Origin of the sequence: Micromonospora sp. NPDC000663 (assembly GCF_042898105.1) — a bacterium.
In the GTDB taxonomy this organism is placed as follows: Bacteria; Actinomycetota; Actinomycetes; order Mycobacteriales; family Micromonosporaceae; genus Micromonospora.
In genome coordinates, this window is sequence record NZ_JBIAYR010000001.1 from 385,819 (window position 1) to 399,015 (window position 13,197).

The 13,197-nt window shown below is 70.5% G+C and carries 14 protein-coding genes and 1 pseudogene; 7 read left to right on the plus strand and 8 right to left on the minus strand.

What is annotated here, in order from left to right; translation table 11 throughout:
* Nucleotides 1-10 precede the first annotated feature (10 nt).
* A complete protein-coding gene (locus tag ACFY1S_RS01880) occupies nucleotides 11-1,594 on the minus strand; it encodes an acyl-CoA carboxylase subunit beta (protein ID WP_364368104.1) in 1,584 nt (527 codons plus the stop codon).
* Nucleotides 1,595-1,678: 84 nt separating this feature from the next.
* Between ACFY1S_RS01880 and ACFY1S_RS01885 the strand changes: the two genes are divergently transcribed.
* On the plus strand, nucleotides 1,679-2,554 hold the full coding sequence (locus ACFY1S_RS01885; protein ID WP_387111729.1) for a biotin--[acetyl-CoA-carboxylase] ligase: 876 nt from the start codon (nucleotides 1,679-1,681) through the stop codon (nucleotides 2,552-2,554).
* A 95-nt stretch (nucleotides 2,555-2,649) separates the two neighbouring features.
* Entirely contained in the window at nucleotides 2,650-3,222 is a 573-nt protein-coding gene (locus ACFY1S_RS01890) for a PH domain-containing protein (protein WP_387111732.1), read from the plus strand.
* A gap of 44 nt (nucleotides 3,223-3,266) precedes the next feature.
* On the opposite strand, the gene ACFY1S_RS01895 is transcribed toward ACFY1S_RS01890, so the two are convergent.
* The 4 genes and pseudogenes from ACFY1S_RS01895 to ACFY1S_RS01910 form a co-directional block, all read right to left on the minus strand.
* Nucleotides 3,267-3,935, minus strand: a complete 669-nt coding sequence (locus ACFY1S_RS01895) for a MaoC/PaaZ C-terminal domain-containing protein (protein ID WP_387111735.1) — start codon at nucleotides 3,933-3,935, stop codon at nucleotides 3,267-3,269.
* Nucleotides 3,932-4,633: a GtrA family protein gene (locus tag ACFY1S_RS01900; RefSeq protein WP_387114230.1), complete on the minus strand. Its 702-nt coding sequence runs from the start codon at nucleotides 4,631-4,633 to the stop codon at nucleotides 3,932-3,934. Before ACFY1S_RS01900 ends, ACFY1S_RS01895 begins: the two co-directional genes overlap by 4 nt.
* A gap of 64 nt (nucleotides 4,634-4,697) precedes the next feature.
* Nucleotides 4,698-5,234, minus strand: coding sequence for a GtrA family protein (locus ACFY1S_RS01905; protein ID WP_387114233.1), 537 nt, complete (start codon nucleotides 5,232-5,234; stop codon nucleotides 4,698-4,700).
* Between the two features lie 213 nt (nucleotides 5,235-5,447).
* Nucleotides 5,448-5,537, minus strand: a pseudogene (locus ACFY1S_RS01910) (GtrA family protein); the annotation flags it as partial.
* 135 nt (nucleotides 5,538-5,672) lie between these two features.
* Here ACFY1S_RS01910 and ACFY1S_RS01915 point away from each other — a divergent pair.
* The 4 genes from ACFY1S_RS01915 to ACFY1S_RS01930 all read left to right on the plus strand — a co-directional run bounded on the left by ACFY1S_RS01915 (nucleotide 5,673) and on the right by ACFY1S_RS01930 (nucleotide 10,714).
* Entirely contained in the window at nucleotides 5,673-7,517 is a 1,845-nt protein-coding gene (locus ACFY1S_RS01915) for a phosphoenolpyruvate carboxykinase (GTP) (protein WP_387111737.1), read from the plus strand.
* 37 nt (nucleotides 7,518-7,554) lie between these two features.
* Nucleotides 7,555-8,427 carry a hypothetical protein gene (locus ACFY1S_RS01920; protein ID WP_387111740.1) on the plus strand — a complete coding sequence of 291 codons (873 nt, stop codon included), beginning with the start codon at nucleotides 7,555-7,557 and terminating at the stop codon, nucleotides 8,425-8,427.
* A 342-nt stretch (nucleotides 8,428-8,769) separates the two neighbouring features.
* A complete protein-coding gene (locus tag ACFY1S_RS01925) occupies nucleotides 8,770-9,912 on the plus strand; it encodes an NAD(P)/FAD-dependent oxidoreductase (protein ID WP_387111743.1) in 1,143 nt (380 codons plus the stop codon).
* A 31-nt stretch (nucleotides 9,913-9,943) separates the two neighbouring features.
* Nucleotides 9,944-10,714 carry an isoprenyl transferase gene (locus ACFY1S_RS01930; protein ID WP_139585087.1) on the plus strand — a complete coding sequence of 257 codons (771 nt, stop codon included), beginning with the start codon at nucleotides 9,944-9,946 and terminating at the stop codon, nucleotides 10,712-10,714.
* Nucleotides 10,715-10,735: 21 nt separating this feature from the next.
* Here the strand turns inward: ACFY1S_RS01930 and otsB are convergent, their stop codons facing one another.
* From otsB to ACFY1S_RS01945, 3 genes are all read right to left on the minus strand, one after another.
* Nucleotides 10,736-11,560 carry a trehalose-phosphatase gene (otsB, locus tag ACFY1S_RS01935; protein ID WP_364368082.1) on the minus strand — a complete coding sequence of 275 codons (825 nt, stop codon included), beginning with the start codon at nucleotides 11,558-11,560 and terminating at the stop codon, nucleotides 10,736-10,738.
* Between the two features lie 67 nt (nucleotides 11,561-11,627).
* Nucleotides 11,628-11,981, minus strand: a complete 354-nt coding sequence (locus ACFY1S_RS01940; protein ID WP_387111747.1) for a hypothetical protein — start codon at nucleotides 11,979-11,981, stop codon at nucleotides 11,628-11,630.
* Between the two features lie 162 nt (nucleotides 11,982-12,143).
* Entirely contained in the window at nucleotides 12,144-12,587 is a 444-nt protein-coding gene (locus ACFY1S_RS01945) for an XRE family transcriptional regulator (protein WP_364368076.1), read from the minus strand.
* Between the two features lie 264 nt (nucleotides 12,588-12,851).
* On the opposite strand from ACFY1S_RS01945, the gene ACFY1S_RS01950 reads away from it, so the two are divergent.
* A complete protein-coding gene (locus ACFY1S_RS01950) occupies nucleotides 12,852-13,196 on the plus strand; it encodes a hypothetical protein (protein ID WP_364368073.1) in 345 nt (114 codons plus the stop codon).
* The last annotated feature ends 1 nt before the right edge of the window (nucleotide 13,197 follow it).

Sequence of the window (13,197 nt, forward strand, 5' to 3'; positions counted from 1 at the left end):
CCCGTACGGATCAGAGCGGGATGTTGCCGTGCTTCTTCGGCGGCAGCGTCTCCCGCTTGGTGCGCAGGACACGCAGCGCCCGGACGATCTGCGTCCGCGTCTCGTGCGGCGGGATCACCGAGTCGATGTACCCGCGCTCGGCTGCCACGTACGGGTTGGCCAGGGTGTCCTCGTACTCGGCGATCTTCTCGGCACGGACCGCAGCCGGGTCTTCGGCGCCTGCCAACTCCGAGCGGTAGAGGATGTTCACCGCGCCCTGCGCGCCCATCACGGCGATCTGCGCGGTGGGCCAGGCGAAGTTCAGGTCCGCGCCGAGGTGCTTGGAACCCATCACGTCGTACGCCCCGCCGTACGCCTTGCGGGTGATCACGGTGACCTTCGGGACTGTCGCCTCGGCGTACGCGTAGATGAGCTTGGCACCTCGGCGGATGATGCCGTCCCACTCCTGGCCGGTGCCGGGCAGGAAGCCGGGCACGTCCACGAAGGTCAGAACCGGGATGTTGAACGCGTCGCAGGTGCGGACGAACCGGGCGGCCTTCTCCGAGGCGGCGATGTCCAGGGTGCCGGCGAAGTGCATCGGCTGGTTGGCGACCACGCCCACCGGTCGCCCCTCGACCCGGCCGTAGCCGACCACGATGTTCTGCGCGTAGAGCGGCTGAACCTCCAGGAACTCCCCGTCGTCCAGGACGTGCTCGATCACGGTGTGCATGTCGTACGGTTGGTTGGCCGAGTCCGGGATCAGCGTGTCCAGTTCCCGGTCCTCGTCGCTGACCTCCAGGTCCGCGGGGGCCTCGAAGACGACAGGCTCGTCGAGGTTGTTCGACGGCAGGTACGACAGCAGCGCCTTGACGTAGTCGACGGCGTCGTCCTCGTCGGTGGCCAGGTAGTGCGCGTTGCCGCTGCGCGTGTTGTGCGTGCGGGCCCCGCCCAACTCCTCCATGCCGACGTCCTCGCCGGTCACCGTCTTGATCACGTCGGGGCCGGTGATGAACATGTGCGAGGTCTGGTCGACCATGACCGTGAAGTCGGTGACCGCCGGGGAGTAGACCGCTCCGCCCGCGCACGGGCCCATGACCAGCGAGATCTGCGGGATGACGCCTGAGGCGCGCACGTTGCGGAAGAAGATCTCGCCGTACAGGCCGAGCGAGACGACACCCTCCTGGATGCGGGCGCCGCCGGAGTCGTTGATGCCGACCACCGGGCAGCCGATCTTCATGGCGAGGTCCATGACCTTGACGATCTTCTCGCCGAAGACCTCGCCCAGCGAGCCACCGAAGACCGTGAAGTCCTGGGCGAAGACGCAGACCTGCCGGCCGTCCACCGTGCCGTAGCCGGTGACCACGCCGTCGCCGTACGGCCGGTTCTTCTCCAGGCCGAACGCCGTGGAGCGGTGCCGGGCCAGTTCGTCGAGCTCGACGAAGGAGCCCTCGTCGAGGAGCATCTCGATCCGCTCGCGGGCGGTCTTCTTGCCCCGGGCGTGCTGCTTCTCGACCGCGCGCGCCGACCCGGCGTGCACCGCCTCGTCGACCCGGCGCTCCAGGTCCGCCAGCTTGCCCGCGGTGCTGTGGATGTTGGTCCCGGTCTCGGTAGTCACCCAGGGAATATAACGATGGTTCAGGTCGACGCGGCTGTGCAGTACGCCTCAATGCCTCCCCGGGCGTCGCCGTAGGCTGACGGGATGCCGGGCTCCCCGTACACCGATCTGGACCGCCCGCCGCTGTCGGCGGCCCGGCTGCGGCGCGCGCTTGTCGCGCCGAACGGGCCGTGGGCCCGGCTCGAGCTTCGCGCCGAGACCGGCTCCACGAACGCGGACGTGGCCGAGGCCGCCGCGGCCGGTGAGCCGGAGGGCCTGGTCGTGGTCGCCGAGCGACAGACCGCCGGGCGTGGTCGTCGCGGCCGGGTGTGGCAGTCGCCGCCGCGTGCGGGCATCGCGACGAGCGTGCTGCTCCGGCCCGGCGAGGCCGTTCCGGACCGCGGCTGGCCGGCGGCACCACCGACGGGGTACGGCTGGCTGCCGCTGCTCGCAGGCGTCGCGCTCGTCGAGGCGGTGGCCCGACTGGCCGAGCTGGACGCCGCCCTGAAGTGGCCGAACGACCTTCTGATCGGCGACGCGAAGTGCGCCGGGGTGCTCGCCGAGGCGGTGCCCGGCCGCTCGCCGGCACAGCCGCCGGCCATCATGCTCGGCGTCGGGCTCAACGTGACCCTGCGCGCCGACGAGTTGCCGGTGAACCCGACCGGGCTGCCGGCCACCTCGCTGCAACTGGCCGGTGCGGCGGCCACCGACCGCGATCCGCTGCTGCGGGCGCTGCTGCGTTCGGTCGCCGACTGGTACGACCGCTGGCGCTCGGCCGGCGGCGACGCGGTGGCCTCCGGCCTGCGCGACGCCTACCTGGCGGCCTGCGCGACTGTCGGCCGTGAGGTACGCGTCCTGCTGCCCAACGGCGAGGCGCTGACCGGTACCGCCACCGGAGTTGACCCGGACGGCCAACTGCTGCTGACCACCGCAACCGGCACCCGCACCCTGGCGGCCGGCGACGTCCTCCACCTGCGCTGATCTCCGCCCCTTGGTGGGGGCCGCGTGGCGGATGTTGTGGTGGGGGTTGGGGGGTTTACGGTCTGCGCGTCGAGAAAATGGCGTTGGAGGTTGTCGTGGCGTTTCCCGAAGACGTGCTCACCAAGGACGAGCACGTCGTGCTGCACCTGCACCCGCACTGGAAGGCGCTGATCCGGCCGATCGTGGTGCTGGTGCTGGCCATCGCGGCGGTGGTGGTCGGCGTGCTCCTGCTGCCCGAGACCAGCGGGGGTTCGATCGCGCTGGCCGTGATCGGCGTGATCGCCCTGGTCGCGGTGCTGTGGCTCGGTCTGTGGCCGTTCCTGGTCTGGCGGACCACCCACTACCTGTTCACCAACGAACGCGTGCTGCTGCAGCAGGGTGTCTTCTCCCGCGACCGGAGGGACCTGCCGCTCACCCGGATCAACGACCACTCGATGAACCAGCGCTTCGTCGAGCGGCTGCTCGGCTGCGGCACGCTCACCATCGAGTCGGCAGGCGAACGCGGCCAGTCCGTGCTGGCCGACGTGCCGGGGGTCAGCAGGGTGCAGACCACCCTGTACGAGCTGGTCGAGGCGCAGCACGACAAGCACTCCCTGGGCGACGGGGAGATGCGCGACATCCTCGCCGACATGCGCGAGGGCAAGCCTCTGCGCGACACCACGACCTGATCCCGAACGGCTGAGATCGTTCCGGCGTACCCGCCGGGGTGGTCTCAGCCGGTCGGTCCGGCCCCGGTCGGCTCGGCCCTGGTCGCGCTGGTCTCGGCGTGGTCGGCCCCATTCGGGCCGGCCCCATTCGGGCCGGGCTCGGTCGGGCGGGGCTCGGTCGGGCGGGGCTCGGTCGGGCGGGGCTCGGTCGGGCCGGGCTCGGTCGGGCCGGGCTCGGTCGGGCGCAGGGCGAACCAGCCACGGAACCGGGTCCGCAGCACCTCCTGCTCGGGCCGGCCGTCCGGGCCGAGGCGGAGCATGGTGCCGGTGAGGGTGGCCGTACCCAGCCCGGGGCGGGCTGTCGACGGTCGCGCGCCCATCACGTCGACCCGTACGGCGAGCCGGTCCCCGGCGCGCACCGGGGCGAGCCAGCGCAACTCCTCCAGGCCGGGGGAGGCGTCCGCCGCCGCCCGGGACAGCAGGTGGTCGACGTACGCCCGCATGAAGAGGCTGACCGTGTAGAAGCCGCTGGCTATCACGCCACCGTGCCGGCTGGCAGCGGCCAGTTCCTGGTCGACGTGGTACCACTGCGGGTCGAAGCGGCGGGCGAAGGCGACCATCTCGTCGCCGTCCACGGTGACCACGCCGAGATCGACGGTGAGCCCCGGGACGAGGTCTTCGAAGAACAGTTCGGCGGGAGTGCCGGTGCCGGACCGGGCGGCTGGTGTCGTCACCGGCGGGGTGAACGGCGAGTGCCGGCGTGCAGTTCGGCGGCGAGCGCCGCGTCCAGGTCGGCGGTGAGACCGGCGGTCAGCGGTGCGGGCCGGCCCTGAACGGGTGTGCCGCTCGGGTCCGGACGGTCGCTGGCCTGTGCCTCCTCCAGCTCGGTTACGGACTCGGCGAGCTCCGCGACCGGGTCCATGCCGGCCATCGTGTCCCATTCGTCCCGCGGGATGTCGTGCCAGGTCGGCTCGGGCTTGGTCTCCGCCTCGGCCGGTGCGACAGGCTGGAAGACGAACGTCCGGTAGGACCAGAACCGGAACAGTGTGGCGAGCAGGACACCCGCGGTCTTCGCCACGTTCAGGGCGAGCAGCCCGTGTACGCCGAGGCCGTACTTGGCCGCCGCCACGGCGCCGAGTTCGATAAGCAGGCCTGCGCCGTTGAACAGGAAGAACAGGACGTACTCCCGGCGAAGTGCCGATTTCGGGCGATCCCGGTACGTCCAGTGGCGATTCATCAGATATGACGTGATCGTGGCGACGATCGTCGCGATCACTGTTGCCTTCAACTGACCGTTGACGAAAACGGTAAGTGCAAGGACATTGAACACCGCGTAATTGATGACGGTGTTGATGCCGCCGACGATGCCGAACTTGAGCGCCTCGTGGATGAACTTCTGCCAGCGCTCAGGCAGCAGACGGACAAGACGCATGCGAAACACCTTAGGGCAGTCGGAGAGGCCGGCGATCACCGGCTGGACGAAGGTGGGCGGCAGGTCACGCCCCGTGGTCACGGTCGTGCTTCACCTGCGGAACGGTCCGGGTTCCCGCTTCGACAAAGACGAACCGCCGGTAGGACCAGAATCGGAACAGCGTGCCGAGGCCCGTGCCGACGACAAAGCTGGCGATGTTGTCGGCCAGCGGCGTCTGGAACACGGACGGCCAGATGCTGCCCAGCCCGTACCGGCTGATCGCGAGGCAGGCCACCGCGATGCCGAGACCGACTGCGTTGAAGAAGAAGAACAGCGCGTACTCCCGCGCGGGGTTGCTGCGCTGGCGGTGCCGCCACGTCCAGAACCGGTTACCGACGAAGGCGACGGTGGCCGCGATCACGGTGGAGATCGTCTTCGCGGTCACCTGCTCGACCCCGCGCACGGTGGTCAGGTAGTTGAACAGCGCGAAGTCGAGGAGGAAGGCGATCCCGCCCACCGTGGCGAACTTGCTCAACTCGCGGAAGAGGTGGCCGAACCGGTCGAGCAGCGCCCGAAGCGGACCCCGTCGGGTCTGCCGGGGGCCCGGTTGATCCCCGGTCATCGTGGCGGCCACAGGGCCGAGCCTACCGGCTGGTGACCAGTCAGCGGGGGAGCAACGACGAGTGGGCGTCGACGCTCGTGCTGGCTGATCACCGGGTGCGCCTCCGCTACACACAGGGTAACCAAATGGGAGGACTGACCCGCCTCCGAACGGGAATCCACGGATCGGTCGGCGGGGCAGGTCCACGACCGACCGCACCTCACGTCGGCCTGGGTGCACAACAAGATTTGCGTGAAACTGCGCGGGAAAGCGGGTATCAGATCGTGATGCCGCAGCGTGGCCGTACCTTGTGCAGTTCTTCACAACCAGTCCCACTGACTCGGAAGGCTGCCCGGTTTACGCTGAGCCCAATCCCAGGTTTCCACGAAGCGACGCATCGCGCCGCTGAGACTCGTGCATCCCATAGATCGGTCAGCGTCGACCACAAGGAGATGTGTCATGGTTGCTCCGGCTGTTGTGCGGGGTATCGATCAGGCCCCGACGTCCCATCCGAAACTGCTCGCCTGGGTCCGTGAGGTCGCAGAACTGACCACCCCCGACCGGGTCGTGTGGGTGGACGGGTCCGACGAGGAGTGGCGCCGCCTCACCGATGAACTGGTCGAGGCCGGCACGCTGATCCGTTTGAACCCGGAGAAGAAGCCCAACTCGTTCTACGCGCGCACCGACCCGACGGATGTCGCCCGGGTCGAGGAGCGCACCTTCATCTGCTCCGTCGACGAGGCGGACGCCGGCCCCACCAACAACTGGATGGCGCCGGCCGAGATGAAGCGGACGATGACCGAGTTGTACCGCGGCTCGATGCGGGGCCGCACGATGTACGTCATCCCGTTCGTGATGGGCCCGGTCGAGGCCGAGAGCCCGATGTTCGGCGTCGAGATCACCGACAGCCCGTACGTGGTCGCGTCCATGCGCATCATGACCCGGATGGGCGCGAAGGTCCTCGAGGCGATGGGGAACGACGCGGACTTCGTGCACGCGTTGCACTCGATCGGCGCGCCGCTCGCCCCCGGTCAGCAGGACGTGGCCTGGCCGTGCAACGAGACCAAGTACATCTCGCACTTCCCGGAGACCCGGGAGATCTGGTCGTACGGCTCGGGTTACGGCGGCAACTCGCTGCTCGGCAAGAAGTGCTACTCGCTGCGGATCGCCAGCGTCATGGGGCGGGACGAGGGCTGGCTCGCCGAGCACATGCTGATTCTCAAGATCACCTCGCCGGAGGGCAAGGTCCACCACATCGCAGGCGCCTTCCCCTCGGCGTGCGGCAAGACCAACCTGGCGATGGTGGAGCCCACCATCCCGGGCTGGAAGGTCGAGACCATCGGCGACGACATCGCCTGGATGCGGTTCGGCCCGGACGGCCGGCTCTACGCGGTCAACCCGGAGTACGGCCTGTTCGGCGTCGCGCCCGGCACCGACTGGAAGACAAACGCCAACGCCATGCGCACGCTGGACCGGGGCAACTCGATCTTCACGAACGTGGGCCTCACCGACGACGGCGACATCTGGTGGGAGGGCATGGGTGAGCCGCCGGCGCACCTGATCGACTGGAAGGGCAACGACTGGACGCCGGAGAGCGAGGGCCTCTCCTCGCACGCCAACAGCCGGTTCTGCACCCCGATCACCCAGTGCCCGATCCTCGCCGACGAGTACTTCGACCCCAACGGGGTGCCGATCGACGCGATCCTCTTCGGCGGTCGCCGCAAGGACACCATCCCGCTGGTGACCGAGGCCCGCGACTGGGTGCACGGCGTCTACATGGGTGCGACGCTCTCGTCGGAGACGACCGCCGCCGCGTCAGGCGCGGTCGGTGTCGTCCGCCGGGACCCGATGGCGATGCTCCCGTTCATCGGCTACCACGCGGGTGACTACTTCAGGCACTGGATCGAGATGGGCAAGGGCGCCGACGGCGACGAGGCGAAACTGCCGAAGATCTACTACGTCAACTGGTTCCGCAAGGACCCGGAGGGCTCGTTCCTCTGGCCGGGCTTCGGGGAGAACTCCCGGGTGCTCAAGTGGATCGTCGAGCGGATCGAGGGCAAGGCCGACGCGGTGGAGACCCCGGTGGGCATGGTTCCGGCACCCGACGCGCTTGACGTCGAGGGCCTGGACATGACTCCGGAGGACGTCCGGATCGCGCTCAAGGTCGACCCGGAGGAGTGGCGCAACGAGCTGCCGTTGGTCACCGAGTGGTTCGAGATGTTCGGTGACAAGCTGCCCGGCGTGCTGTGGGCCGAGTTGGACGCGCTGCGCGCACGCCTGGACGCCGCGCAGCCGCAGCGGTAGGTGTGAAAGACGCCCTTCGCGGGCATCATCGGATTCCATGAGGACGGCCGCCGAGACCGAGGTCCGGCGGCCGTCCGCCGTCCGGGTGCTCACCTTCCTGCTCGCGACGACCGCGGCGGCCACCGTCGTGGTCGAGCTGCTCAACTGGTGGTACGCCCCGGAGCAGGGCTTCGGGCTGGCCGTACGCACCGGCTGGGCGATGCTGCGCTCGTTCGGCTTCCTGCTGCTCATCGGGCACGTCCGGCGGGGTCGTACGGTGGCCCGCCCGTTCGGGCTGATCCTCGCAGTCACCACGATCTTCGCGGTCGGCCGGCTGATCGTGCCCCGGCAGGGCGTGCCGCCGCTGCCCGGGCTGCTCGGTTTCGGCGTCCTCACCGCGCTCTGCGTGACGGTGGTCTGGCTGCTCTACCGCTCGTCGGCGCTGGCCGGGCACCTGGTCCGGCACCGGCCGAGGCTGGTCATCGACCGGGACGGCATCTCCTGGCGGGAAACCCCGCCGCGCCGACCGCAGGCCAGCGCCTGGCTGCTGACCAGCCGGGTGGCGGCGTTCACCTACAGCCCGCTGATGCTGGTGCCGGCGCTGGTGGCCGGCGGCTCCATCCTGGACGGCCGGCTCAGCGCCGTACCGGCGGTGCTGTGCTGGTTCGGCGCCGGCATCGCCGCCAGCTACGCGGTGCTGTTCTGCACGGCGTTCCTGATGCGCGGCAAGGACTGGGCACGCGGCCTGCTGGTTGCCGTCACTCTTGTCGTCCTCGCGGTGGACCTGCCGTTGTGCTGGTGGCTGCTGGGGGTCGACGGCCTGGTCCGTGACGGTGGCCCGCTGCTCGCCGCCGCCGGGCTCACGTTCTACGGCCTGCGCCGAGCCGCCCGCGCCCCCGACGCCGCCGCCCCACCTGAGCCCCGCCCCTGACCGCGGCAGGGCCCCGCCCCGACGCCCCTGGCGGCCGACCCGGCGGCCGACCACGGCCCAGCCCCTGCTCCTCGCCTCCTTTGCTCTGCACCCCGATAGGCGACAGTCGCGGACGGTAACCGTCGCCTCCGCGGGTGCAGAGCAAAGGGGGGTGGGTGAGAGTGGCCGGCCCGGTGCGGGAGCGGTCCGCGCCGGTGGACAGGGGGCAGGATGGCGGGTGGCGTCGGTCACAGCATCCGGCGTCGGGGCGGCTGCGGAGATTGTCGGGGTGGTCGGCCGCGAGGCCGACCGGGTCGCCCGGCGGGAGCGGCCGCGCCAGGTCGGACCGGAGGGAGGCGCGTGGTGGGCGACGAGTTCGACGTGGTGGTGGTGGGGGCGGGCCCGGCCGGAGCGGCCGCCGCGCTGACGGCCCGCCGGGCCGGAGCGAGTGTGCTGCTGCTGGACCGGGCCGACTTTCCCCGGGACAAGGCGTGCGGCGACGGGATCGCGGCGCACTCGGTGGACGTACTCGCCGAGCTGGGGGTACCCGAGGCAGTGGCCGGTTACGCTCCGCTGCCCGCGCTGCGGATGATCGCCCCGGGGGGCGGTTCGGTGGCCCGGGCGTTGCCCAGACCTGCGTACACCGTGCCTCGGGAGGTCTTCGACGCGCGGCTGGTGGCGGCGGCGGTGGCCGCCGGGGCGCAGCTGCGGCGGCACACCGTACGCCGGGTCGAGCCGCGCGCCGACCGGGTGGTGCTCGACGGCGAGGTGTCCGGTCGGGTGGTGGTGGGCGCGGACGGCGCCGGGTCGGTGGTGCGCCGGGCGCTCGGCCATCCGGTGAACCCGGACCGGCACCTCGCACTGGCCATCCGCGGGTACGCTCCCGCGCTGCCGGGGCCGCCCGAGCAGCTCATCGTCACCTCGAAGGCGCGCTGGCCGGCGTACGCCTGGTCGTTCCCGATCGGCGACGGACGGGCGAACGTCGGGTACGGGGAGGTGCTGCGGGGCGAGCCGCTGAGCCGCGGCTACCTGCTGGACCGGCTGGTGGCGCTGCTTCCCGGCACCGACCTGGCCACGGTGACGGCGCTGCGCGCCCACCACCTGCCGCTGTCCACCCACCGACCCGCACCGGGGCAGGGTCGCGCCCTGCTGGCCGGCGACGCGCTGTCGTTGATCAATCCGTTCACCGGTGAGGGCATCTTCTACGCGCTGCTCTCCGGCGCGCTTGCCGGCTCGGCGGCCGCACGTGCGCCCGAGACCGCCGCCCGCCGCTACGCACACGGGCTGCGCCGCCGCCTCGGCACCCATCTGCGGCACAGCTCGGTGGCGGCGTGGCTGGCGCGGCGTCGGCGAGTGGTCGACGCGGCGGTGCGGGCGGCCCGTCGGGACGACCGGGTCTTCGACGACGTGGTCGAGTTGGGGTTGGGTGACGGGCGGCTCACCGTTCGTACCCTGGCCATGATCGGCGCCGGTCTGCCCGGCGGTGATCGGGCTCCGAGGCGGTGATCCGGCTGGCGGGTCGCTACGCTGCTAGGTGATGACGCTGCGGAACCTTATCTACTCCGTGTACGAGCGCCGGCTCACGGCGAAGCTCGCGGGTAAGCCGGTGCCCCGGCACGTCGGGGTGATGTGCGACGGCAACCGTCGGTGGGCGAGGGAGATGGGCTTCGTCGACCCGAACGACGGGCACCGGGTCGGCGCGGCGAAGATCAAGCATGTCCTCGGCTGGTGCGACCAGGCCGGCATCGGGCACGTGACCCTCTACCTGCTCGCCACCGACAACCTGCGCCGCCCGGCCAGCGAACTGGATCCACTGCTGAAGATCATCGAGGATCTGGTGGTGGAGCTGGCCGAGGAGGGCAACCCCTGGCGACTGCGCATCGTCGGTGCGCTCGACCTGCTGCCGGCGCAGACCGCCACGGCCCTCAAGGGCGCCGAGGAACGCACCCGCGACCGCAGCGGCGGCGCGGAGGTCAACATCGCGGTGGGGTACGGCGGCCGGCGGGAGATCACCGACGCGGTCCGCTCGCTCCTGCTGGAACACGCGGCCGCCGGCGGCACCATCGAGGAACTGGCCGAGGTACTGGACGTCGAGCACATCTCCGAGCACCTCTACACGCGCGGCCAGCCCGACCCCGACCTGGTCATCCGCACCAGCGGCGAGCAGCGGTTGTCCGGGTTCATGCTGTGGCAGTCCGCGCACTCGGAGTTCTACTTCTGCGAACTCAACTGGCCGGATTTCCGGCACATCGACTTCCTGCGCGCCCTGCGCTCGTACGCCACGCGCCAGCGCCGCTACGGCGCCTGACCCCGGGCCCGCCGGGGCCGGTCAGGGCAGGTGGGTGAGCGCCTCGGTGAGGAAGTCGCCCAGGGCGTCCGGGGACTCGATGGTCAGGTCGGCGGCGTTGGCCACCTCGTGACCGGTCTCCGGGTTGGCGACCGCCACGCAGACACCGAAGAAGTCCGGGTCGGCCGCGGCCCGGGCGCGCAGCGCGGCGAACGCCTTGATGTCCGAGACGTCGTCGCCGAAATACCACGCGCCTGTGGCGTCCCTGATGACCTCTCCGATCACCATGCCCTTGTCCCGGTCGACGGGCGGCTTGAGCTCCAGCACCATCCGCCCCGCCTGCACCCGTAGACCCAGGCGGTCGGCCTGCTCCTGCCCCCACTGCTGCACGGTCGCGCCGAGCTGCGGCGCCGTACGCCAGTGCAGCGCCACGGAGAGCCGCTTGAACTCGACGAGTGTGCCCGGCGGCAACTCCGCGCGGGCCAGGTCGGCGAGTTCCGCCATCGTCGGCACCCAGGGCAGCGCGGCGGGCTCGGTGACGATCTCGCCGTCGGAGTGGCTGTGCTCCAGCCCGTAGAGGCCGTAGAGGTCCACGCCGGTCAGCCCGCCGAGGCGTTCCCGGAGGAACTCGACAGGTCGGGCGGAGACGATCGCGACCCGTTGCACGACCGGGGCCAGCGCCTCGATCGCGGCCAGCGCCCTGGGAGCGGGGCGTACCGCGGTCGGGTCGTCGTCGACGGGCGCCAGTGTCCCGTCGAAGTCGAAGAAGAGGACCGTCCCGGCGGCCCGGCCGGCGGTGGTTCGCCAGGCCTGGTCGGCGTTCAACGGGGTCCTCGGCTGCTGATTGCCCAGATTCAACGGCGGCACGCGCGTCAGCGTACCCCGGCGCCCGGGGCTCATTCCTGGCCGAGCGGACCCACTCGGCGGCCCTCGGTCAGCGTTCGGCGGCTCCCCGACCACGCCGTCCGAACGGCACCACCGCCGCGTCCTGGCCGTGGCTCAACAGGTAGCCCTCCACGAAGCCGGTGTTGCGGTCCCCGGTGTGGCTCTCGATCTCGTTGAGGCGTGCCACCAGGAACTCGGTGAGGGCGCTGACCCGGTCGTTGAGCCGCTCGTGCAGCTCGGCGACGACGGCCAGGATGACCGCGGTGCCGGCGGTGATGAGCGCGAGAAGGTTGACGAGCAGCGGAAGCTGCCCGCCGTTGACAACGAGGGTCACCACGTTGCCGGTCACCCACAGTGTCATCGACACAGTGGCGACCACGACTGCCAACCACTTCAGGGTCATGGACAGACCCCTCCTTCTGTCCCGCAGGGCTGGGTTCGGCCTTGTCCCGTCCCCCCGCCGACGACGAGCCCAAGCAGTACGAATAGGGACGCTAGCGTGCCCGTTCCGGCCCCGGAGGGAAACGAATGAACCCGACCAGGCGTTCTTTCGCCATCTGAGGAACTAGCCTGCCTGATTGCCCCTTTTTCGGACATCGACCGGCAACGTGGGGCGGTATGCGAGGTATCTGATGGTTTCGCGGATGTGGAACTTCTCCGCGTCCGACACGTTCGGGTCGATCAGCCGGCGCAGCAGCGCCTCCACGTCCGGGTCCATCGGAGGGGCCGGTTGGCCGGCGCGCGGGCCTGTAGCGGTGCGGTCCCAGCCGAGCGCGGTGAAGGCGGCGGCCGGGTTGAGCCCCAGGCCCTCGCAGAAGGCGACCACCCGTTCGGCCTCCGGGTCACTGGCCCAGTCGCCCCGGACCCACCTGTTGATGGTCTGCCGGGACACGCCGGTGCGCCGCGACACCTCGGTGCCGCTCCAGGCCCTTGTCGCCCGCGCCTCGTCCAAGGCGCGGCGGACGAAGGTGGCGAAGGCGATCTTCCGCGCGTTGGCCGTCTCGGTCACCTCGTGACCGTACGGCGAGGCATCGGCGGACGTGCGTCCGGGCATGCCACTGTCACGCGAACGTGACAAGTTGCTCAGATTTCCGGTAAACGATCCAGTGCCGCTCTTGAGGGGTCTCACCCGGGCAGAATAGATGCCCGTAGTGGTGAAGGTAAACAGACGAAAAGCTGATACTGTCACGCTCATGGGACAACCTACGGTGTGTCACGTGCATGAGACGACTGGTGCTCACATGCGTCACGCCCCCGGTTCCGAGGGGGTGTGGTGACCGAGCTCGCCACCCGAGCCCAGGCCTTCGGGCTGATCGCCGAGGGGGTCGCCGCCGGGCTGACCGCCCCATGGCGCCTCTACCTCGCCCGAGGCTGCCGCTATCTGTCATTGAGTGTCGGAGACCGCACCGAGTGGAACGCCTGGCGTACCCATCTCGGCTGTCCGGAGCTGAGCGTCCGCGTGTACGACGCCGGCGGCGAGATCCGCCGGTCCTCGGTCGCCGAGGTCGTGCTCGACGGCTGCCGGATCAGCGTCGAGCTGGTCGAGGAGGTCAGCACCGACGACCTGGACCGGCTGCTCATCGCTGACCCGACCGCCATCGAGCCGGAGGAGCGATGAT